At 62.8% G+C, this 21,466-nt stretch carries 24 protein-coding genes; all 24 read right to left on the reverse strand.

What is annotated here, in order from left to right; genetic code table 11:
• Positions 1 to 14: 14 nt before the first annotated feature.
• The gene (locus ACOQPC_RS08545; RefSeq protein ID WP_420605324.1) at positions 15 to 317 is read right to left on the reverse strand and encodes a DUF1467 family protein; all 303 of its coding nucleotides are present in this window, start codon (positions 315 to 317) and stop codon (positions 15 to 17) included.
• Between the two features lie 6 nt (positions 318 to 323).
• The gene (locus tag ACOQPC_RS08550) at positions 324 to 1,961 is read right to left on the reverse strand and encodes a ribonuclease J (protein ID WP_420605325.1); all 1,638 of its coding nucleotides are present in this window, start codon (positions 1,959 to 1,961) and stop codon (positions 324 to 326) included.
• Positions 1,958 to 2,740, reverse strand: coding sequence for a type III pantothenate kinase (locus ACOQPC_RS08555; RefSeq protein WP_420605326.1), 783 nt, complete (start codon positions 2,738 to 2,740; stop codon positions 1,958 to 1,960). The genes ACOQPC_RS08550 and ACOQPC_RS08555 overlap by 4 nt, the downstream gene beginning before the upstream one ends.
• A gap of 3 nt (positions 2,741 to 2,743) precedes the next feature.
• Complete coding sequence (locus ACOQPC_RS08560) at positions 2,744 to 3,409, reverse strand: biotin--[acetyl-CoA-carboxylase] ligase (RefSeq protein ID WP_420605327.1); 666 nt, start codon at positions 3,407 to 3,409, stop codon at positions 2,744 to 2,746.
• Positions 3,410 to 3,465: 56 nt separating this feature from the next.
• Positions 3,466 to 4,896: an NADH-quinone oxidoreductase subunit NuoN gene (gene nuoN, locus ACOQPC_RS08565; RefSeq protein ID WP_420605328.1), complete on the reverse strand. Its 1,431-nt coding sequence runs from the start codon at positions 4,894 to 4,896 to the stop codon at positions 3,466 to 3,468.
• A complete protein-coding gene (locus ACOQPC_RS08570) occupies positions 4,896 to 6,461 on the reverse strand; it encodes an NADH-quinone oxidoreductase subunit M (protein WP_420605329.1) in 1,566 nt (521 codons plus the stop codon). The genes nuoN and ACOQPC_RS08570 overlap by 1 nt, the downstream gene beginning before the upstream one ends.
• Position 6,462: 1 nt before the next feature.
• On the reverse strand, positions 6,463 to 8,559 hold the full coding sequence (gene nuoL / locus ACOQPC_RS08575; RefSeq protein WP_420605330.1) for an NADH-quinone oxidoreductase subunit L: 2,097 nt from the start codon (positions 8,557 to 8,559) through the stop codon (positions 6,463 to 6,465).
• A gap of 124 nt (positions 8,560 to 8,683) precedes the next feature.
• Positions 8,684 to 8,989: an NADH-quinone oxidoreductase subunit NuoK gene (gene nuoK / locus ACOQPC_RS08580; protein ID WP_420605331.1), complete on the reverse strand. Its 306-nt coding sequence runs from the start codon at positions 8,987 to 8,989 to the stop codon at positions 8,684 to 8,686.
• Positions 8,990 to 9,155: 166 nt separating this feature from the next.
• Positions 9,156 to 9,770 carry an NADH-quinone oxidoreductase subunit J gene (locus ACOQPC_RS08585; protein WP_420605332.1) on the reverse strand — a complete coding sequence of 205 codons (615 nt, stop codon included), beginning with the start codon at positions 9,768 to 9,770 and terminating at the stop codon, positions 9,156 to 9,158.
• 240 nt (positions 9,771 to 10,010) lie between these two features.
• Positions 10,011 to 10,496: an NADH-quinone oxidoreductase subunit NuoI gene (nuoI, locus tag ACOQPC_RS08590; protein WP_420605333.1), complete on the reverse strand. Its 486-nt coding sequence runs from the start codon at positions 10,494 to 10,496 to the stop codon at positions 10,011 to 10,013.
• The gene (nuoH, locus tag ACOQPC_RS08595) at positions 10,493 to 11,542 is read right to left on the reverse strand and encodes an NADH-quinone oxidoreductase subunit NuoH (RefSeq protein ID WP_420605334.1); all 1,050 of its coding nucleotides are present in this window, start codon (positions 11,540 to 11,542) and stop codon (positions 10,493 to 10,495) included. The genes nuoI and nuoH overlap by 4 nt, the downstream gene beginning before the upstream one ends.
• Positions 11,543 to 11,720: 178 nt before the next feature.
• Complete coding sequence (gene nuoG / locus ACOQPC_RS08600; RefSeq protein WP_420605335.1) at positions 11,721 to 13,727, reverse strand: NADH-quinone oxidoreductase subunit NuoG; 2,007 nt, start codon at positions 13,725 to 13,727, stop codon at positions 11,721 to 11,723.
• Between the two features lies 1 nt (position 13,728).
• Positions 13,729 to 13,980 (reverse strand): hypothetical protein, encoded by a 252-nt coding sequence (locus tag ACOQPC_RS08605; RefSeq protein ID WP_420605336.1) that lies wholly within the window; start codon positions 13,978 to 13,980, stop codon positions 13,729 to 13,731.
• Positions 13,977 to 15,287, reverse strand: a complete 1,311-nt coding sequence (nuoF, locus tag ACOQPC_RS08610; protein WP_420605337.1) for an NADH-quinone oxidoreductase subunit NuoF — start codon at positions 15,285 to 15,287, stop codon at positions 13,977 to 13,979. The genes ACOQPC_RS08605 and nuoF overlap by 4 nt, the downstream gene beginning before the upstream one ends.
• On the reverse strand, positions 15,287 to 15,421 hold the full coding sequence (locus tag ACOQPC_RS08615; RefSeq protein WP_420605338.1) for a hypothetical protein: 135 nt from the start codon (positions 15,419 to 15,421) through the stop codon (positions 15,287 to 15,289). Before ACOQPC_RS08615 ends, nuoF begins: the two co-directional genes overlap by 1 nt.
• Positions 15,418 to 16,107, reverse strand: coding sequence for a complex I 24 kDa subunit family protein (locus tag ACOQPC_RS08620; protein WP_420605339.1), 690 nt, complete (start codon positions 16,105 to 16,107; stop codon positions 15,418 to 15,420). Before ACOQPC_RS08620 ends, ACOQPC_RS08615 begins: the two co-directional genes overlap by 4 nt.
• Positions 16,104 to 16,352 carry a hypothetical protein gene (locus ACOQPC_RS08625; RefSeq protein WP_420605340.1) on the reverse strand — a complete coding sequence of 83 codons (249 nt, stop codon included), beginning with the start codon at positions 16,350 to 16,352 and terminating at the stop codon, positions 16,104 to 16,106. The genes ACOQPC_RS08620 and ACOQPC_RS08625 overlap by 4 nt, the downstream gene beginning before the upstream one ends.
• Positions 16,353 to 16,433: 81 nt before the next feature.
• Entirely contained in the window at positions 16,434 to 17,669 is a 1,236-nt protein-coding gene (locus ACOQPC_RS08630; RefSeq protein WP_420605341.1) for an NADH-quinone oxidoreductase subunit D, read from the reverse strand.
• On the reverse strand, positions 17,669 to 18,520 hold the full coding sequence (locus ACOQPC_RS08635) for an NADH-quinone oxidoreductase subunit C (protein WP_420605342.1): 852 nt from the start codon (positions 18,518 to 18,520) through the stop codon (positions 17,669 to 17,671). The genes ACOQPC_RS08630 and ACOQPC_RS08635 overlap by 1 nt, the downstream gene beginning before the upstream one ends.
• A 1-nt stretch (position 18,521) precedes the next feature.
• Positions 18,522 to 19,097, reverse strand: coding sequence for a NuoB/complex I 20 kDa subunit family protein (locus ACOQPC_RS08640; protein WP_420605343.1), 576 nt, complete (start codon positions 19,095 to 19,097; stop codon positions 18,522 to 18,524).
• Positions 19,088 to 19,462, reverse strand: coding sequence for an NADH-quinone oxidoreductase subunit A (gene ndhC, locus ACOQPC_RS08645; RefSeq protein WP_420605344.1), 375 nt, complete (start codon positions 19,460 to 19,462; stop codon positions 19,088 to 19,090). Before ndhC ends, ACOQPC_RS08640 begins: the two co-directional genes overlap by 10 nt.
• A gap of 116 nt (positions 19,463 to 19,578) precedes the next feature.
• Entirely contained in the window at positions 19,579 to 20,415 is an 837-nt protein-coding gene (locus ACOQPC_RS08650) for an inositol monophosphatase family protein (RefSeq protein ID WP_420605345.1), read from the reverse strand.
• Positions 20,415 to 20,831 (reverse strand): hypothetical protein, encoded by a 417-nt coding sequence (locus ACOQPC_RS08655; protein ID WP_420605346.1) that lies wholly within the window; start codon positions 20,829 to 20,831, stop codon positions 20,415 to 20,417. The genes ACOQPC_RS08650 and ACOQPC_RS08655 overlap by 1 nt, the downstream gene beginning before the upstream one ends.
• Positions 20,832 to 20,833: 2 nt before the next feature.
• Positions 20,834 to 21,397, reverse strand: coding sequence for an elongation factor P (gene efp, locus ACOQPC_RS08660; RefSeq protein WP_420605347.1), 564 nt, complete (start codon positions 21,395 to 21,397; stop codon positions 20,834 to 20,836).
• Positions 21,398 to 21,466: the final 69 nt, after the last annotated feature.

The following is a 21,466-nucleotide window of genomic DNA, read 5'->3' on the forward strand; positions in this document are numbered from 1 at the left end:
CTAAGAACCTGACCCTAAGAACCTGACGATGCAGGCACCGACGTCTGGCCGGTCAGCCCTTGGAAGAAATTGAAGTCCTTGGCCTCGATCCAGCCGAAGCGATAATTCAGGTAGAACAGTCCGAACAGGATGCCGGCCACGACCGTGGTCCTCAGCAGGATTTTCCAAACCGACGCGTTGCCGGGCGCGCTGTCCGCCTGCCCCGGCACCTTGTCGATCCCCAGTTCGTCATGCGTGCGCAGACCGAAGGGCAGCACCGCGAACAGCGTCAACGCCCAGAACAGAACGTAGATCGCGATCGCGCTGACGAGCTGCATGCTGGCTCAGCCCTCGACGACCAGCACGTCGACGATGGGCTTCTTGCCAGTCCATTCGCGCGCGGTGCGGCGCACGGCCAGACGGACATCCTCGCGCAATTTGCCGATATCGCCGTCGAATTTGCGCGTCGCTTTCTTCGCGGCATCGACGGCCTCGTCGAGAAACTCATCACGTTCATCCTCGATCGGCACCCCCTGCGTCTGCATCACCGGATCGCCCGCGATGTTGCCGCCCGCGTCGATCGCCAGCGCGACCGAGATCTGGCCGTTGTTCGAGATGCGCCGGCGCTCGTTCATGGTCGCGCCGTCGGCAGCGATGATGATGTCGCCGTCGACGATCAGCCGCCCCGCCCGCTCGCGTCCGATGATCTTGGGTTCCCCCGGGGCAAGCCGCACCATGTCGCCGTTCTTCTGCACCAGCGCCCGCGGAATGCCATGGGCAAGTCCGAGCCGGGCCTGCTCCTTCATATGACGCATCTCGCCATGCACCGGCAGCAGGATGTCGGGCCGGATCCAGTCGTACATGGCCTTGAGCTCGGGCCGCCCCGGATGGCCGGAGACGTGAATGTCCGCCTGCCGCTCGGTCACCATAGCCACGTCCATCTCGGCCAGCCGGTTCTGGATGATGCCGATGGCGATCTCGTTGCCCGGTATCTGCTTGGACGAAAATAGGACGACATCGCCGGTTTCCAGCGAAAGCTTGTGATTGCCCTGCGCCACGCGGGCGAGCGCGGCGCGTGGTTCGCCCTGCCCTCCGGTCGCCACGATCATCACCTTGCTCCGCGGCAATTGCATCGCCTCGTCGAAGCGCAGCACCTCGGGGAAATTCTTGAGATAGCCGGTCGCCTTGGCGTTCTCGATCATGCGGTCGAGCGAGCGGCCCGCGACGCAGAGCTCCCGCCCGGTCGCCTTGGCCACCTCACCCAGCGTCTGCAGGCGCGCGAGATTGGACGCAAAGGTCGTGACCATGATCCGCGTGTCGATCGCGCGGCAGGTTTCCATCAGCGATTCGCGCACCATCGCCTCGGACCCCGAGGCGTTATCGTTGAACACATTGGTCGAATCGCAGACCAGCGCCAGCACCCCCTCGTCGCCGATCGCGGTCAGTTCCTCGGCGGTGGACGGGGTGCCGATCTGCGGCTCCTCATCGATCTTCCAGTCGCCGGTGTGGAAGATATTGCCGTAAGGAGTCTCGATCAGCAGCGCATTGCCCTCGGCGATACTGTGCGCGAGCGGAACGTAACGGATGCCGAAATCACCGAGCTGGACATGGCCGTCATCCTCGACGACGTTGAGCTCGATATTCTTCTCCAGCCCATGTTCGCGCAGCTTGTAGCCAATGAGGCCGGCGGTGAACTTGGTGGCGTAGAGCGGTACGCCCAGCTCCTCGGCAAGCCATGGAATGGCGCCGATATGGTCTTCATGGCCATGGGTCAGCACGATGCCGAGCAGGTCCTTGGCGTTGCGCTCGATGAATTCGAGATCGGGCAGCACGAGGTCGGTGCCCGGATAATAGGGATCGGAAAAGCTGATCCCGAGATCGACCATGATCCATTTGCCGTTACAGCCATACAGGTTCACGTTCATGCCGATTTCGCCCGACCCGCCAAGGGCCAGGAAAAGAAGTTCGTTTTTGGGTTTCATGTTTTGCTTTCAACACGGGCGGCGATCTGCGCCAGCCCGTTCAGGGTAAGGTCCGGCTCGACGGCGTCGAACAGGTCGGTATGCTTGTCGAACAGTTGCGCCAGGCCGCCGGTCGCGATCACCTTGGCCGGGCGTCCGATCTCGGCGCGCATGCGCTGGACGATGCCTTCCATCATGGCGACATAGCCCCAATAGACGCCGATGCGCATCTGGTCTTCGGTATTGCGCCCGATCACGCTGTCGGTGGCGGGTGCCTCGATCGCTATATTGGGAAGCTTGGCCGCCGCCGCAACCAGCGCGTCGAGCGAAAGATTGATGCCGGGCGCGATGATCCCGCCCTTATAGGCGCCGGTATAATCGATATGATCAAAGGTGGTGGCGGTGCCGAAATCGATGACGATCAGATCGCCGTCATGCGCGGCGTGCGCGGCGACGGCGTTGACGGCGCGGTCCGCGCCGAGCGATCCGGGCTCCTCGACATCCACGACCAGGCCGTAATCGGCCTCTGCACGCCCGGCGATCAGCGGCTCGCGATCGAGATATTTCTGCGCGAGCAGGGTCAGGTTGTGCAGCGCGCGCGGCACCACCGTGGAGATGATCACGCGGTCGATGGCGGCGGGATCGATGCCGGTGAGGCCCATGAGTTGGCGCAGCCACACGGCATATTCGTCGGCGGTGCGGCGCGGATCGGTGGCGATGCGCCAGCGCGCGCGAACCTCGCCGCCATCCATCACCGCGAAGACGATATTGGTGTTTCCGGCATCGATGGCGAGCAGCATGGCCTAGCTCCGTTCCCTGACGATCTCGACGTCGGCGGCGCGGATTTCACGCACGCTTCCGTCGTCCTGTTCCAGCATCAATGCGCCATCCGCGGCAAGTCCGGCGAACCGCCCGCCGACCTTTTCCTCCAGGCCAAGCGATACCGAGAGATTGGTGCCGAGCGGATGCGCCCGCGCCTGCCAATCCGACAATATGGGGGGCAAGCCAGCCAAGCGCCAGCGCCCAAGCGCGGCGGCAAAGCGGCTGGCGAGATCGGGCATCAGCGCGGCGGGATCGATCGGAGGAATATCGCCATGGGCAAAGGCGGTGGTGGCCCGGCCCGGAATGTCGGGCGCCGAGGCGAGATTGATGCCGATGCCCAGCACGACGACATCGCCTTCACGCTCCAGTAGGATGCCGACGCATTTGGTACCGTCCAGCAGCAGGTCGTTGGGCCATTTCAAACTGAGATTGCGGCTGCCGGCCAGCGGCAGCAGCAGTTCGTGCACCGCGAGCCCAGCTACAAAGGCGAGACTCGCCGCCGCCGGATCACTCTGCCGAAGCCGGATCAAAGTGCTCGCGTAAAGATTGCCCGGCGGACTGGACCAGCTCCGCCCGAGCCGCCCCCGTCCCCCGCTCTGCCGGTCGGCGCGCAGCCAATAGCCTTCGGCCGCTCCGGCCCGGGCCAACGCGGCGACATCGTCATTCGTCGACGCGGCCTCGGCAACGCTGTCGATGCGCGGCGTCAGAACAGCGCCGAGGAAGCGTTGTCGGCGAAATAGCCAAGCCAGGGAATGGCGAAATAGCCGATCGGAGAGACCAGCAGCGCCAGCACCGCGCCGCTCCAGGCGAGCGCGCGATCGTCGCCCGCGGCCAGTTCGTTGGCACTATCGTCGAAATACATCAGCTTGACGATCTTGATGTAGTAGAATGCGCCGATCACCGAAGCGGCAATGCCGATGATCGCCAGCGGCAACAGACCCGCACCGATCGCGGCGTTGAACACCACCACCTTGCCCCAGAAGCCGAACAGCGGGGGGATGCCGGCGAGCGAGAACATGAAGATGGCGAGCGCCAGGGCCAAGCCCTTGTTGGTCTGCGATAGCCCGGCGATGTCGCTCAGATTTTCGCGCGGCTGCCCCTCCGGCCCGCGCAGCTGCATGATACAGACGAAGCTGCCCAGCGTCATCGCGACATAGATGGCGAGATATACCAGCACCGCGGAAACGCCCTCGGCAGTTCCGGCGGCCAAGCCGATCAGCATGAAACCGATATTGTTGATCGAACTATAGGCGAGCAGGCGCTTGAGGTTCGTCTGACCGATCGCGGCGACCGCGCCGAGGATGATCGAGGCGAGCGCAATGAAGATGACGATCTGCTGCCACGCCAAGGTCTGCGTGCCGAACGCATCGACCGCCACACGCACGGTAAGCGCGGTGGCGGCGACCTTAGGCGCGCTGGCAAAGAAGGCGGTGACGGGCGTCGGCGCGCCCTCATAGACATCCGGCGTCCACATGTGGAACGGCACGGCGCTGATCTTGAAGGCGAGACCCGCGAGCACGAACACGATGCCGAACAGTGCGCCGGTTTCCATACCACCGCCGAGCGAGCCCAGCACCGCCGCGAAGCTGGTCGAGCCGGTAAAGCCATAGACCAGCGACATGCCGAACAGCAGGATGCCGCTGGCGAGCGCGCCCAGCACGAAATATTTAAGACCCGCTTCGGCCGAACGCTCGTCGGTGCGCAGGAAGCTGGCGAGAACATATGCCGCCAGGCTGTTGAGCTCGAGACCGATATAGAGCGTCAGGAAATCGGTGGCCGAAACCATCATCCCCATCCCGACGCAGGCGTAGAGAATTAGGACCGGATATTCGGCGCGCACCAGACCGGCGCGTTCGAAGAAACGCGGGGCGATCATCAGCGAAATGGCCGCGGCGATGTAGATCAGCACATGGGCATAATCGCTGAACTGGTCGCCGCTGTAGAGGCCGCCAAAGGCGTTGCCCGAAAAGCCGAGCGAAGACGCGCCCGCCGCGACCAGGAGCGCCACCGCGCCGATGCTCGAAAAGCGCGTCGCCTTGGCGCCAGACCATGCGGCGACCAGCAGCAGCAGCAGGCCACCCGCGCTGAGGATCAACTCGGGCGAGGTAATGAGGAGCGATTGACCGTAATCCATCAATGCGCCTCCCCGGCGGCAGCTTCTTCGTGATGTTCGGGGCGAACCGTGCGGTAGCGCTTGGTCCAGGCCACATTCTCGACCAGCTGCGAATCGCTGGCCGGCTTCGCGCGGTCGATGCGATCGACGATGACGCTGACGTCGCGCCGGATCGGCTGCAGAAAGCTTTCGGGATAGACGCCCATCCACAGCACCGCGCCCGCGATCGGGGCGAGCAGCCACAATTCGCGCATGCCGATGTCTTTCATCGCCGCGGCATCGGCATGTCTTTGCTCGCCGAACGCCACGCGCCGGTAGAGATAGAGCGCATAGGCCGCGCCCAGTATGATCCCGGTGGTGCAGATCAGCGCCGCCCAGGTCGATGCCTGATAGGTGCCCGAGAGCGCCAGGAATTCGCCGACGAAACCGCTGGTGCCCGGCAGGCCGATCGAGGCCATGGTGAACAGCAGGAAGAACACGGCATAGGTCGGCATGTTGATCGACAGCCCGCCATAGCGGCTGATCTCGCGGGTGTGCAGCCGGTCGTAGATCACGCCGACGCACAGGAACAGCGCGCCCGAAACGAGGCCGTGGCTCAGCATCACGATGATCGAGCCTTCGATGCCTTGCTGGTTGAACGCGAACAGGCCGACGGTGACGATCGCCATATGCGCGACCGAGCTGTAGGCGATCAGCTTCTTCATGTCCTGCTGCACCAGCGCGACGAGCGAGGTGTAGACCACCGCGACCATCGACAGGCCGAAGATCACCCAGATCAGCTGCGCGGAAGCCTCCGGGAACATCGGCAGCGAAAAGCGCAGCATGCCGTACCCGCCCAGCTTCAGCAGCACGCCTGCCAGGATGACCGAGCCCGCGGTGGGTGCCTGTACATGCGCGTCGGGCAACCAGGTATGAACCGGCCACATCGGCATCTTGACCGCGAAGCTGGCGAAAAAGGCCAGCCACAGCCAGGTCTGCGCTTGCGGCGGGAAATCGGTGACCATCAGCTGCGGGATCATCGCCGTGCCGGCCTCGCGCACCATCCACAGGATCGCGATCAGCATCAGTACCGAACCGAGCAGCGTGTAGAGGAAGAATTTATAGGCCGCGTAGATGCGGTCCTGCCCGCCCCAGATGCCGATGATCAGGTACATCGGGATGAGGCCGGCCTCGAAGAAGATGTAGAACAGGAAGATGTCCTGCGCGGCGAACACGCCCAGGACCAACGTTTCCATGAACAGGAAGGCGGCCATATATTCGGGCACGCGCTTCGATATCGCATTCCAGCTCGCGCCGATGCAGATCGGCATCAGGAAAAGGGTGAGCATGATCAGCATCAGCGCGATACCGTCGATGCCGAGCGCCCAGGCGAACGGTCCGAATATATCCGCGCGCTCGACGAACTGCCATTGCGCCCCCGCCGGATCATAGCTGACCCACAGGAAGATACCGATCAGGAGATTGATCAAGGTCGCGCCCAGCGCCACCGTCCGCGCGGCGCCCGCGCCGACGAACAGGCAGATCAGCGCGCCGACGAACGGCACGACAAGCAGCAGCGAGAGGATGGGAAAACCGATATCGCTCATATCAGCGCACCATGACCCAGGTGACCAGACCGACCAGGCCGAGCAGCATCACCAGCGCATAGGAATAGAGATAGCCCGACTGGAACCTGACCGCAAAGCCCGAGCCCGAGCGGACCAGCGTGGCCATGCCGTCGGGGCCGAAGCGATCGATCACGCCCTTGTCGCCGCCCTTCCAGAACAGCCGTCCGAGCCAGAAGGCGGGCCGCACGAAGATCAGATTGTAAAGCTCGTCGAAATACCATTTGTTGAGCAGGAAGCGGTAGAGCGGGCGCACATTCTCGGACAGCCTCTCCGGCGCGTCGGTTTCCCTGAGATACATCAGAGCCGCGGTGATGAGCCCGACCAGCATGGCGACGGTCGACGACCATTTCACCCAGACGGGAATTGCGTGCATCGCGTGCATCAGCGGCTCGTTGAACGCGATGCTGCCCTGCCAGAACGCGCCTGCCGTCTCGGGCTCGACGAAGAAATCGTGGAAGGCGAAGCCGGCGAACACCGCACCGACCGACAGCAGGATCAGCGCCACCAGCATCGACCAGGGACTCTCATGCGGATGATAGCCGCCGGTCCCCGCGGGCAATTGCTCAGCGTCGGCGTCATGCGTGTGCGGGCGGTGACCGGAATCCTCCTGCGCGGGCGGGTTGTCGGCGCCCGCCTCTTCATGCGCGTGCGTGCCGTGCTCGGTATCGTCATGGTGCCCATGCATCGCATGCTGGATGTGTTCGCTATCGGCCCAGCGCGGCTTGCCCCAGAAGGTCAGGAACATCAGGCGCCAACTGTAAAAGCTGGTCAGCAGCGCGGCCGAAACGCCCATGAACCAGGCATAGCCCGCATAAGGCGCGTCGGCGGCAAAGGCGACTTCGATGATCGCGTCCTTCGAATAGAAACCCGCGAAGCCGCCCAAACCGACGATGCCGACGCCGGTGATCGCCAGCGTGCCCGCCATCATCGCCCAGAAGGTGACCGGGATCTGCTTACGCAGGCCCCCGTAGAAACGCATGTCCTGCTCGTGGTGCATGGCATGGATCACCGATCCCGCGCCGAGGAACAGCAGCGCCTTGAAGAAAGCGTGGGTGAGCAGATGGAACATCGCCGCGCCGTAAGCGCCGACGCCCGCCGCGAAGAACATATAACCGAGCTGCGAACAGGTGGAATAGGCGATCACGCGCTTGATGTCGGTCTGGACGAGGCCGATCGTGGCGGCGAAGATCGCGGTGGTCGCGCCGATGATGGTCACGAAATTGAGCGCGAACTGGCTGGTCTCGAACAAGGGCGAGAGGCGGCAGACCATGAACACGCCGGCAGTCACCATGGTCGCGGCGTGGATCAGCGCGGACACCGGGGTCGGGCCTTCCATCGCATCGGGCAGCCAGGTGTGGAGGCCGAGCTGCGCCGACTTGCCCATCGCGCCGATGAACAGCAGCACGCACAGCAGGCTCATCGTATCGACGCGCAGACCGGCAAAGCCGATGCTGGAACCGGCTTGCGCGGGCGCGGCAGCGAGGATTTCGGGGATCGAGACGGTGCCGAACACCAGGAACACGCCGAATATGCCCATCATGAAGCCGAGATCGCCGACCCGGTTGACCACGAACGCCTTGATCGCGGCGGCGTTGGCGCTGGGTTTGCGGAACCAGAAGCCGATCAGCAGATAGGAGGCGAGGCCCACGCCTTCCCAGCCGAAGAACATCTGGACCAGATTGTCGGCGGTCACCAGCATCAGCATGGCGAATGTGAACAGCGAGAGATAGGCGAAGAAGCGTGGCTGATCCGGATCCTCGTCCATATAGCCCCAGCTGTAGAGGTGGACGAGCGCGGAGACGCTGGTGATCACCACCAGCATGACCGCGGTCAGCGTATCGACGCGTAGCGCCCAGTCGAACGTGAAATCGCCCGAGCGCACCCAGGTCATCACCGGCTGGACATAGGCGCTCTCGCTTCCCGTCAGGAAACCGAGAAAGATCGGCCAGCTCAGCGCGCAGGAAACGAACAGCGCGCCCGTCGTCAGCAGCTTGGCCGGGACGTTGCCGATCGCGCGGTTGGATAAACCGGCGACGATCGCCGCGAGCAGCGGCAGGAAGACGATGATCTGGATCACGAGCTTCTCCCCTCCCGCTTGCGGGAGGGGCCGGGGGTGGGAAGTTCGAGGCCAGGGCCGGGCATAATCGCGCCCACCCCTAGCCCCTCCCGCAAGCGGGAGGGGGACAGAAAAGCCACGGCCCTCACCCCTTCATCCGGTTGACGTCGTCGACCGCGATGGTGCCGCGGCCGCGGTAATAGATTACCAGGATGGCCAGCCCGATCGCCGCTTCGCCCGCCGCGACGGTCAGCACGAACATCGCGAAAATCTGACCCGTCAGGTCCTGCAGCGCGCTGGAAAAGGCGACCAGATTGAGATTGACCGCCAGCAGGATCAGCTCGATCGCCATCAGGATGATGATCACGTTCTTGCGGTTCAGGAAGATACCGAGCACGCCCATGACGAACAGGATCGAGCTGACCACGAGATAATGTTCGATGCCGATCATCGAAATCCTCCCCAAGCCTGCTTGGGGAGGGGGACCATGCGCAGCATGGTGGAGGGGTAACCCATGAAGGCGGCGGCGGTACAACCGCCGCTGGCGCGGCGACCCCTCCACCGCTTCGCGGTCCCCCTCCCCCCGCTTCGCGCGGGGAGGACTTTCGACATCCGCTTCACAGCTCGACCCCCTGCCCTATTTCGGGCTTCAGATTACGCACCGCATCCTGCGGACGGCGGCGCACCTGTTTGGCGACGTTCTGTGGCCGCACGCCGGTGCGCTTGCGGTGCGTCAGCACGATCGCGCCAATCATTGCGACGAGAAGAATAAGCCCCGCCGCCTCGAACAGGAATATATATTTGGTATAAAGCAGCCCGCCGATCGCCTCCAGATTGGGCACTCCGGCATCCACCGGCGCGCTGCTCGCGGTGCCGAGCTTGATCGCGCCCGCTCGGAACGCCTCAAGCCCCAGGATCATCTCGAACGCCAGGAACACCGCCAGGACGATGCCAAAGAAGAGATAACGCACGAAACCCGCGCGCAGCTCGGCGAAATCGATGTCGAGCATCATCACCACGAACAGGAACAGCACCGCGACCGCGCCGACATAAACGATCACCAGCAGCATCGCGATAAACTCCGCGCCCGCCAATACCATCAGCCCCGCCGCGTTGAAGAAGGCGAGGATCAGCCACAGCACGCTGTGCACGGGGTTCTTCGCGAAAATCGTGAACGCGCCCGAAAGCAGCACGATCGTCGCGAACAGATAAAAGGCGAGAACTTGGATCAAGCAAATCCTCCCCGGAACGGGCCACCCACGAAAGTCGTACTTTCGTGGGAACCCGACGAGGAGGTGGCGCGCCGTAGCGAAGCGGAGGCGTGACGGAGGGAGCGAGACGATTTCGCAATGAGGCACCGTTTCGGCCCCTCCACCATGCCTGCGGCATGGTCCCCCTCCCCGTTCCGGGGAGGATTTTTCAAAGCGCCAAACCTGACCAATTTCATACCTCGCGGATTCGATGCCCGCGCTCTAGCGATAGGGCGCATCGGCGGCAAGGTTCGCGGCAATGGCGCGCTCCCATTTATCGCCGTTCTCGAGCAGCTTGCCCTTGTCGTAGATCAGTTCCTCGCGGGTCTCGGTCGAATATTCGAAATTCGGCCCCTCGACGATCGCGTCCACCGGGCAGGCTTCCTGGCAGAAACCGCAATAGATGCATTTGGTCATGTCGATATCGTAGCGCGTGGTGCGGCGGCTGCCGTCCTCGCGCGGCTCGGCCTCGATCGTGATCGCCTGCGCCGGGCACACCGCTTCGCACAGCTTGCACGCGATGCAGCGCTCCTCGCCATTGGGGTAACGGCGCAGCGCATGCTCGCCGCGAAAGCGCGGGCTCAGCGGGTTCTTCTCATATGGATAGTTGATCGTCGCCTTCGGCTTGAAGAAATATTGCAGCGTCAGCCAATGGGCTTTGACGAACTCCCACAGGGTGAAGGCTTTGACGGTTTGCGCGAAGCTCATGAGAGCGCTCCATAACGGGTAATCATCAGATAACCGGACACCAGAAACACCCAGAACAGGCTGATCGGCAGGAATATCTTCCAGCCCAGCCGCATCAGCTGGTCGTAGCGATAGCGCGGGACGGTGGCCTTCACCCAGCTGAACATGAAGAAGAATACCCAGATTTTCAGGAAGAACCAGATGATGCCCGGCACGAAGTAGAGCGGTGCCCAGTCCACCGGCGGCAGCCACCCGCCCCAGAACAGCAGCGCGTTGAGCGCGCACATCAGGATGACGTTGGCATATTCGCCGAGCCAGAACAGCGCGAAGCTCATCGAGCTGTATTCGGTCTGGTACCCGGCGACGAGCTCGGACTCCGCCTCGGTCAGATCGAACGGCGCGCGCGCGGTTTCGGCGAGCGAGGAGATGAAGAACATCACCGCGATCGGGAAGAGCAGCGGGTTCAGGGCGTTGGCGCTGAACAGCCCCAGGATCGTGCCGCGCTGCATCTCGATGATCGTGCCGAGATTGGAACTGCCCGCCCACAGGATCACGCTGATCAGGATGAAGCCGATCGAAACCTCATAGCTGATCATCTGCGCCGCGGCGCGCATCGCCGAGAAGAACGGATATTTGGAGTTGGACGCCCAGCCCGAGATAACAACGCCATACACGCCGAGCGAGCTGATCGCGAGCACGTATAGCAGCCCGACGTTGATGTCGGCCAGCACCATGCCCGGCCCGAACGGAATCACCGCCCAGGCGAGCAATGCGACCGAAAAGGTGAGGATCGGCGCGATCAGGAACAGCACCCGGTTGGATGCCGAGGGAACGATCGTTTCCTGCAGGAACACCTTCAGGCCGTCCGCGAAGCTCTGCAGCAACCCGAACGGCCCGACGACATTGGGCCCCTTGCGCAGCGCCATCGCCGCCCAGATCTTGCGATCGGCATAGATGATCATCGCCACCGCCAGCATCAGCGGCAGCGCGATCAGCAGGATCAGGATCAGATTGGCGACGAACCAGCCGACGCCGGTACCGAGATAGCTCTGGAAGAAATCGGTCATCTCAAATCCTCCCCACTTGTGGGGAGGGGGACCATGCGCAGCATGGTGGAGGGGTGCGAGCGAAGCGAGCGAAAGGCATCGCCCCGAGAGTTCGGCAAAACAGCGCGATACCCCTCCACCACCCTCCGGGCGGTCCCCCTCCCCCCGCTTCGCGCGGGGAGGATTTGTGCAGTCGCAATCATTCCGCCGCCTCCAGATAATCCTGCCCATGGACCAGTTCGGCCGAGCAGCGATTCATCGTCTCGCTTGCGCGGCAGATGGCGTTGGTGAGATAATAATCGCGGATCGGATGGACCGGCGCGCCGCTGGCCTTGTCGGCCAGTTTGGGCGGCGACCAGTCATAGGCGATCAGCCCTTCCTCGGCGAGGGCGGGCACATCCGCGAACATCGCGGCGCGCAAGCCTTCGAAATCGTCGAACGGCAGTGTGTGGCCGAGCACATCGGACAGCGCGCGGAAAATCGCCCAGTCCTCGCGCGCGTCGCCCGGCGCGAACACCGCCTTGGCGCCGCGCTGCACGCGGCCTTCGATATTGACATAGGTTCCGGCCTTTTCGGGGTAGGCTGCGGCGGGCAGGATCACGTCCGCGGCGTGCGCCCCGGCATCGCCATGATGGCCGACATAGACCTTGAACGTGCCATCGAACACCGCGAAATCTACCTCGTCAGCGCCGAGGAAAAAGGCGAGCTTCGGCCTGGCGGACGCAATGTCTGCAATGCCGCCTGCTTGCGCATAGCCGAGCATCAACCCGCCCATGCGCGATGCGGCGGTGTGGAGCACGTTGAACCCGTTCCAGCCATCCCGGACCAGCCTGAACTTATCGGCCAGCTTCAGTGCCGCGCCATGCGCGCCATCGACCGCCAGCGCGCCAGGGCCGATGATGATCGCGGGCTTTTCCGCGCCGTCCAGCACATCGACCAGCGCCTTGGGCAATTTGCCCAGCGCGCCCAAATCCTCGCCCAGCCACTCGACCTTGTAGGTCAGATCGGCCTCGGGGCCGAAGCCATAGACCTTGGCCCCGCGCTTGATCGCCTTGCGAAGCCGCGTGTTGACGAGCGGTGCCTCGAGCCGCGGATTGCTGCCGATCAGCAGCACCACATCGGCATGCTCGATATCGGCGAGCGGGGTATTGAACCGCACCGCATCGAGGCTGCTTACGTCATAGGACAGCCCCGTCTGGCGCCCTTCGAGCTGGTCCGAGCCCATTGCGGCAAGCAGCGCCTTGGCCGCATACATCGTCTCGCAATCGAGCAGATCACCCGCGATCGCGGCGACCGACGATCCGGCATCGACGTCGGTGATTGCCCGAAACGCTTCCTGCCAGCTGGCGGGCTGCAATTTGCCGTCGCGCCGCACATAAGGACGATCAAGCCGCCGATGCATCAACCCATCGATGGCGTAGCGCGCCTTGTCGGTCGCCCATTCCTCGTTCACGTCGTCGTTTACCCGTGGCAGCACGCGCAGCACTTCGCGTCCACGCGCGTCGAAACGGATATTGGTGCCGACCGCGTCCATCACGTCGATGCCGAGCGTCTTGGTGAGCTCCCACGGCCGCGCCTCGAACGCATAGGGTTTCGATGTGAGCGCGCCCACGGGACAGAGATCGACGACGTTACCCGACAGCTCCGATTGCACGGCATGCTCCAGATAAGACGTGATCTGCATATTCTCGCCGCGCCCGATCACGCCGATATCCTCGACGCCGGCCACTTCCTCGGCAAAGCGCACGCAGCGGGTGCAGTGGATGCAGCGGGTCATCACCGTCTTGACGATGGGGCCCATATATTTCTCGGTCACCGCGCGCTTGTTAAGCTCGAAGCGGCTCATACCCTTGCCATAGGCCATGGCCTGGTCCTGCAGATCGCACTCACCGCCCTGATCGCAGATCGGGCAATCGAGCGGATGGTTGATCAGCAGGAATTCCATCACGCCTTCGCGGGCGTGCTTCACCATCTCGCTGTCGGTGCGGATTTCCTGGCCGTCGGTGGCGGGCAATGCGCAACTTGCCTGCGGTTTTGGCGGCCCCGGCTTCACTTCGACCAGGCACATGCGGCAATTGCCGGCGATCGACAGCCGCTCATGATAGCAGAACCGAGGGATTTCCTTACCACCAAGCTCACACGCCTGCAGCACGGTCACGCCGTCCGGCACTTCGAGTTCGGTGCCGTCTACGGTTACCTTGGGCATATCAGTGTTCCGTATCCATGAGGCCCATTCGGTTTTCGATCCGGTCCACCCGGTCTTTTAAATGCGCGATATCGATCTCGACACCATGAATCGAGGTCATCAAACCTTGTAATGAAGTGATGATACCGCGCTGATGATCTTCCATCGCCAGCATTCTTGTCGCCAAAGACGATTGCTCGCGCCTCATGAGCGTGACGTCGTTCTGGAGCCTCTTCAGAATCTCAAGCATCAGATCCGCACGATCATCGGTCATTCAGCCGCCTCCATCATCGGAGCGCCGCCGTTCCGCTCCACGATGCGCCGCTCGATCTCGGGCCGGAAATGGCGGATCAGGCCTTGGATCGGCCAGGCTGCCGCATCTCCGAGGGCGCAGATGGTGTGGCCTTCGATCTGTTTGGTCACTTGCTGCAGCATGTCGATGTCCGCGATCTCGGCATCGCCGGTGCGCAGCTTCTCCATCACGCGCCACATCCAGCCCGTGCCCTCGCGGCAGGGCGTGCACTGGCCGCAGCTTTCATGCTTGTAGAAATAGCTGATCCGGCTGATCGCCTGGACGATATCGGTCGAGCGGTCCATGACGATGACTGCCGCGGTGCCGAGGCCGGAGCCGACTTCCTTCAGCCCGTCGAAGTCCATCGGCGCGTCCATGATCTGCTCGGCAGGCACCAGCGGCACCGACGAGCCGCCCGGGATCACTGCGAGCAGATTGTCCCAGCCCCCGCGAATGCCGCCGCAATGCTTCTCGATCAGGTCGCGGAACGGGATGCTCATCGCCTCCTCGACGACGCAGGGGCGCTCGACATGGCCGCTGATCTGATAAAGCTTGGTGCCGTGGTTGTTCTCGCGGCCGAAACTCGAGAACCAGGCCGCGCCGCGCCGCAAGATCGTCGGCACCACCGCGATGCTCTCGACATTGTTGACCGTGGTCGGGCAGCCGTAAAGCCCCGCCCCCGCCGGGAATGGCGGCTTCAGGCGCGGTTGACCCTTCTTGCCCTCCAGGCTCTCCAGCATCGCAGTTTCCTCGCCGCAAATATAGGCGCCCGCGCCGCGGTGCATGAAAACGTCGAAATCATAGCCGGATTTCGACGCGTTCTTGCCGATCAGCCCGGCGGCATAGGCCTGGTCGATCGCGGCCTGCAACACCTCGGCCTCGCGGATATATTCGCCGCGCACGTAAATATACGCGGCGCGCGCGCGCATCGCGAAACCGGCGATCAGCGCGCCCTCGATCAACTTGTGCGGATCATGGCGAAGAATCTCGCGATCCTTGCAACTGCCGGGCTCGGATTCGTCGGCGTTGATGGCGAGAAAACTCGGGCGGCCATCCTTCGATTCCTTGGGCATGAACGACCATTTGAGGCCGGTCGGAAAGCCCGCGCCGCCGCGCCCGCGCAGACCCGACGCCTTCATCTCCTCGATGATCCTGTCCTGCCCACGCTCGATCAGCGCCTTGGTACCGTCCCAGTCGCCGCGCGCCTCCGCGGCTTTCAGACCCCAGTCCTGATAGCCGTAGAGATTGGTAAAGATGCGGTCCTTGTCGGCGAGGAAGTCGAAACTCATCAACCCATACTCGTCACGAGCCAGATCGCGAGCGCGATAACGCCCAGAATAACCACGAACTTGATCGCGCCGGTGATGAATCGGAACGCGAGAAATGCGATCACGAGAGCAATCACGATGGTAACGATGCTCATTTCCATTCACTCCGATAATCGTGGTTCTCGTCGACCATGGCGGTCAGCGTGGTTGGGCCGCCGACCGGCTCGGACGTCTTTCGGCCCTCGATCTGCGTCCCGGTCTTGGGGCTCTCGCCGTTCGCCAGCGCTTCGAGAATATGCGAGGTGCTGTCGTAATCGAGGTCCTCGTAATTGTCGTCGTTGATCTGGACCATCGGCGCGGTGGCGCAATTGCCCATACACTCCACCTCGGTCAGCGTGAACATCCCGTCGGGCGTGGTCTTGCCCTTGACCATCCCCTTGTTCTTGCACGCGGCCATGACATCGTCCGATCCGCGCAGCATGCACGGCGTGGTGCCGCAAACCTGCACATGGAAGCGGCCGACCGGCTCCAGATTATACATTGTGTAAAAGGTCGCGACCTCATAGGCGCGGATATAGGGCATATCGAGCTGCGCGGCGACATACTCGATCACCGGCACCGGCAACCAGCCTTGCGTCTGCGTATCCGCACCGATCTGCCGCTGGGCAAGATCGAGCAGCGGCATCACCGCGCTGCGCTGGCGCCCCTCGGGATAGCGCGCAATGAACGTCCTGGCCTTTTCGGCATTCTCGGGCGTCCAGGCGAAGTCGGCATAGGAACGCTCGTCCGCAGGCGTGGGCTCGGCGATCTGATCTTCATTGGCGTAGGTTGGGCCGGTCATGCGTCGATCAGGCCCAGTCGCGTTTCGATGCGATCGAGCCGATGGTCGATTCGGTCGATGCGCTTGTGCGTGCCCGAAACGGTAACTTCGACCGACGCGATACGCGCAGACATGCTGGAAGACGATTCCTCGAGCGAAGACAGCCGCCCCTCGATATCGCCCAACTTTATCGGGATCGACGATAATTGCGTCTGTATTTTCTGCAGAATGGTATAGATCAGATCGTTCGTGACTTCATCCGGCATAGCAAGCTCCTTTTCCTTGCGCAGGATTAGCACGCAGATGTTCGGAAAACATCACCGCCGAGCGCTGGCATGTAAGCAAACTCACCGATCGCTCTCCCCGAACACAACGTCGATAGCGCCTAGGATCGCCGTCGCATCGGGCAGCATGTGGCCCTTGGTCATGTAATCCATCGCCTGGAGATGGCTGAACGCGGTCGGGCGGATCTTGCAGCGATAGGGTTTGTTCGAGCCGTCGGAAACGAGATAGACGCCGAACTCGCCCTTTGGGCTTTCGGTGGCGACATAGACCTCGCCCTCGGGGACGTGGAAGCCCTCGGTGTAGAGCTTGAAATGGTGGATCAGCGCTTCCATCGTCTGCTTCATCTCGGCGCGCTTGGGCGGCACGATCTTGCGGTCGTCGCTGGCGATCGGGCCTTCGGGCATCTCGGCGAGGCACTGCTTCATGATGCGCGCGGACTGGCGGCATTCCTCGACGCGCACCATCATCCGGTCGTAGCAATCGCCATTGGTGCCGACGGGTATGTCGAAATCCATCCGGTCGTAGACGTCATAGGGCTGCGATTTGCGCAGATCCCAGGGGATGCCCGAGCCGCGGATCATCGGACCGGTGAAGCCGCGCGCAATCGCCTCGTCGCGCGGCACCACGGCGATGTCGACATTGCGCTGCTTGAAGATGCGGTTGTCGGCGACCAGGCTGATCGCGTCCTCGAACAGCTTCGGGAATTTCGTATCGAGCCAGTCGCCGATGTCGGTGAGCAGCTTGAGCGGCACATCCTGATGGACGCCGCCGGGGCGGAACCAGGCCATGTGCATGCGCGCGCCGCTGGCCCGCTCGAAAAATTGTAGCGTATCCTCGCGGATTTCGAACAGCCACAGGTTCGGCGTCATCGCGCCAACATCCATGACATGGCTGCCAAGGTTGAGCAGATGGTTCGAGATACGCGTCAGCTCGGCGAAGAACACGCGCAGATATTGCGCGCGGATCGGCACTTCGAGGTTCAGCAGCTTCTCGATGGCGAGCACATAGCTGTGCTCCATGCACAGCGGCGAGCAATAATCGAGCCGATCGAAATAAGGGAGCGCCTGCAGATAGGTCTTGTATTCGATCAGCTTCTCGGTGCCGCGGTGCAGCAGACCGACATGCGGATCGACGCGCTCGACGATCTCGCCGTCCAACTCCATCACCATGCGCAGCACGCCGTGCGCCGCGGGATGCTGCGGGCCGAAATTAATCGTGTAATTCTGGATGTCGACATCGCCCGTGGTCGGGTCGGCGCCGTCGGTCTCATGCCGCATTTCTTCGAGGAAATCCGCCATCAGCTCTTGTCCTTCTTGGCGGTCTTCTCGCGCTTGCTCGCAGTCTTTTCGGGCTTATGCTTCTTGGCGTTGCCACCCTTGGTCTGATCGGGAGCTTTGGCGTCTTTCTCGCCGCTGTCCTTGACCGCCGGACTGCCGTTGGATTGCACCTTTTCGGCCTTTTTGTCGGTCTTCGCGCCCGCGCCGGTATCGGCGGGCTTTTCGGTCATCTGCGGCTTGTCGACGCCGTCACCGGTGGTCACCTTCTCGTCGCCCGGCAGCACATAATCCGCGCCTTCCCAAGGGCTCATGAAGTCGAAGCTGCGGAAATCCTGGGCCAGTTCGACCGGCTCGTAGATCACCCGCTGCTGCTCCTCGGAATAGCGCATCTCGACATAGCCGGTCAGCGGGAAGTCCTTGCGGAAGGGATGGCCGCGAAAGCCGTAATCGGTGAGGATGCGGCGCAGGTCCGGATGGCCCGAAAACAGCACGCCGTACATGTCGAATACTTCGCGTTCGAGCCAGTTGGCGTTGGGCCAGACCACGGTGGCGGTCGGCACCGGATGGTCCTCGTCCGTCGTCACCTTGATGCGGATGCGGTGGTTTTTGGTCAGGCTCAGCAGATGATAGCAGACCTCGAACCGCTCCGGGCGATCGGGATAGTCGACACCGGCGATCTCGACCAGCATCTGGTAAGCATGCTCGTCGCGCAGATGGCGCAGCGCATCGGCCACGCTCTCGCGCTCGACGGTGATGCTGATCTCGCCATGGCTCTCCTTGCCCTCGACGAACATGTCGCCAAGCGCAGAACGCAGAGCGTCGAGCACGCCGTCATTAGAGGCATATTTCGGTGCGGAGTGAACGACGGCCATCTTAACGTTCGATCGTCCCGACGCGGCGAATTTTCCGCTGGAGCTGCATCACGCCGTATAGCAGCGCTTCTGCGGTCGGCGGACAGCCCGGCACATAGATATCGACCGGCACGATGCGGTCACACCCGCGCACCACCGAATAGCTGTAATGATAATAGCCGCCGCCATTGGCGCAGCTGCCCATCGAGATCACATATTTCGGATCCGACATCTGATCGTAAACGGTGCGTAGCGCCGGGGCCATCTTGTTGCAAAGCGTACCGGCCACGATCATCACGTCGCTCTGGCGCGGTGATGCGCGCGGGGCGGCGCCGAAGCGCTCCATGTCGTAACGCGGCATGTTGACGTGGATCATCTCGACCGCGCAGCAGGCGAGCCCAAAGGTCATCCACCACAGCGATCCGGTACGCGCCCACTGGAACAGATCCTCGGTCGAGGTGACCAGGAAACCCTTGTCCTGCACTTCGCTGTTCAGATCATTGTAGAAATCGGCGTCCGGAGCAGTGACTTCGCCCTGCCCGCGCGGACCCCATGGCTGCCCTTCGGTAGCCTGATCGGTATCGGCGGTCACTCCCATTCCAGCGCTCCCACTTTCCAGGCGTAGATGAAACCGATGATCAGCTCGAACAGGAACAGCATCATCGTCGCCCAACCGGCAAAGCCGATCTCCTTCAGGCTCACCGCCCAGGGAAACAAGAAGGCCGCTTCGAGATCGAAGATGATGAACAGGATCGCGACAAGGTAAAAGCGCACGTCGAACTGGCTGCGCGAATCCTCGAACGCGGGGAAGCCGCATTCATATTCGGCGAGCTTGGCCGCGGTCGGCTTGTGCGCACCGGTCAGCCGCGCCACGCCCATCGGCAGAAACACGAACACCGACGACAAGGCGACCGCGACGCCGAGAAACAGTAGGATCGGCAGATATTGGGAGAGATCGACCAAGGGATTTTGTCCGCTAATAGCTTTGCCGTGCTTCTAGGCAGCTAAGCCGCCGCCCGCAAGGGTGCGGGGGCGTAAATCGGATGATCAAAACGCAATCGGGCTTGCACTCGGCTGGCTCAGGCGGCCAGTTCGCGCTGCTTCTTGAGCGCCTGTGCCAGCAGCTTATGCAGCTTGCTGTGCAGCGCGTCATTGGCGGCGAGCACCTGCGTGTCTGCAATCGCCGGGCTACGACCGCGATAATCGGTGACGAAGCCTCCCGCCTCGCGCACCATCAGGCAGCCCGCGGCGGTATCCCAGCATGAGAGCCCGCTTTCCCAGAAACCGTCATAACGCCCGGCGGCGAGCCAGGCGAGATCGAGCGAAGCTGCGCCGAAGCGGCGGATGCCCGCGACCTGCGGCCCGATCGCTCCGAATACGGCGTTCCATTCGTCCATGTCGCCATGGCCCTTATAAGGCACGCCGGTGGCGATCAGCGCTTCCGACAGATCGCGCCGCGCCGACACACGCAGGCGGCGGTCGTGCAGCCACGCACCGCGATTGCGCTCGGCCCAATAGCTCTCGTCGGTCAGCGGTTGATAGATTAAGCAGGCGAACACCTCGCCCCAGCTGCCGTCCGGATTGCATTCCTGCGCCGCGATCGAGATCGCGAAATGCGGGATCGAGTGGAGAAAATTGCTGGTCCCGTCAAGCGGATCGATGACGAAACGCGGTTCGCCCGGCTCGCCTTCGATCGTTCCGCCCTCTTCCAGTTCGAACCCCCAGCCCGGCCGCGCCTTTAGCAGTTCGTCGTAAAGCGTGCGCTCGGACTTCTGGTCGGCCTTGGATACGAAGTCGGCCGGGCCCTTTTTGGAGACCTGCAGATGCTCGACCTCGCTGAAATCACGGCGCAGACGCGTGCCCGCCTTGCGGGCCGCGCGCTCCATGACCGTAATGAGGCCGGTTTTGGCGGGCATCAGCGGCTCTCGGGCGTAGCCGCTTCGGGTGCGGGAGTGGCGGGCGCCGCATCCTCGGCGGACTGCGCCTTGCGCGCACCGCAGACCACGGCGGCAACGTTGAATATGTTTTCCGGTTTGGTCGCGTCGATCTGCGGATTGGCGGCGAGCACTTCGCCGGTTTTCTCGGAAATAGATTTGACCGAATTGTCGTACATGCACCCGAACAGCGCATTCTTTTCCTGATCGGAAATCTGGTCCGAGCGCACGGCCTGACTGAACGATCCGAAGATCACGCCGCCGCGATCGACATCGGCCTGCTCGGACGCGCTGAGCGGAGCGGCGGCTGGCGCTGCAGGTGCGGGCGCAGCATCCTGGGCGATGGCGGGAACGGTTGCCGTCAATGTAGCGGACATGAAAATCGTGAATTTGCGCATAATTACTCTGCCTTCTTTATATATTCCTTGGCGTAGACATCGACGATGATCCGCGTGCCGGCCGCGATGTGCGGCGGCACCATCACGCGCACGCCATTGTCGAGCATCGCCGGCTTGTAGCTGGATGAAGCCGTCTGCCCCTTGACCACCGCATCGGCCTCGACGATTTCGGCCTCGACCGTATCGGGCAGCTGCACCGAGATCGGCCGCTCCTCATAAAGCTCCAGCGTCACGTCCATCCCGTCGGTCAGGAACGGGGCCTCGTCACCGAGCATGTCCGCATCGAGATTGATCTGCTCGAACGTATCCTTGTCCATGAACACCAGCTGCCCGCCATCGGCGTAGAGATACTGGAACTCCTTAGTGTCGAGCCGCACCTTTTCCACCGTATCGGCCGAACGGAACCGGATATTGGTCTTGCGCGCGTCGATTAGGTTCTTCATTTCGACCTGCATATAGGCGCCGCCTTTGCCGGGCTGCGTATGCTGGATCTTGGCGACCTTCCACAAGCCCTTGTCATATTCCAGGATATTGCCGGGACGGATGTCGACGCCGCTGATCTTCATATGAAGCGAACCTTGTTTGGCGGTGGAAAGAGCACGCCGGGGCGCTTGCCCTTCCGCGAGATGGCGGGC

Origin of the sequence: Novosphingopyxis sp. (assembly GCF_965218915.1) — a bacterium.
Taxonomy (GTDB): Bacteria; Pseudomonadota; Alphaproteobacteria; order Sphingomonadales; family Sphingomonadaceae; genus Novosphingopyxis.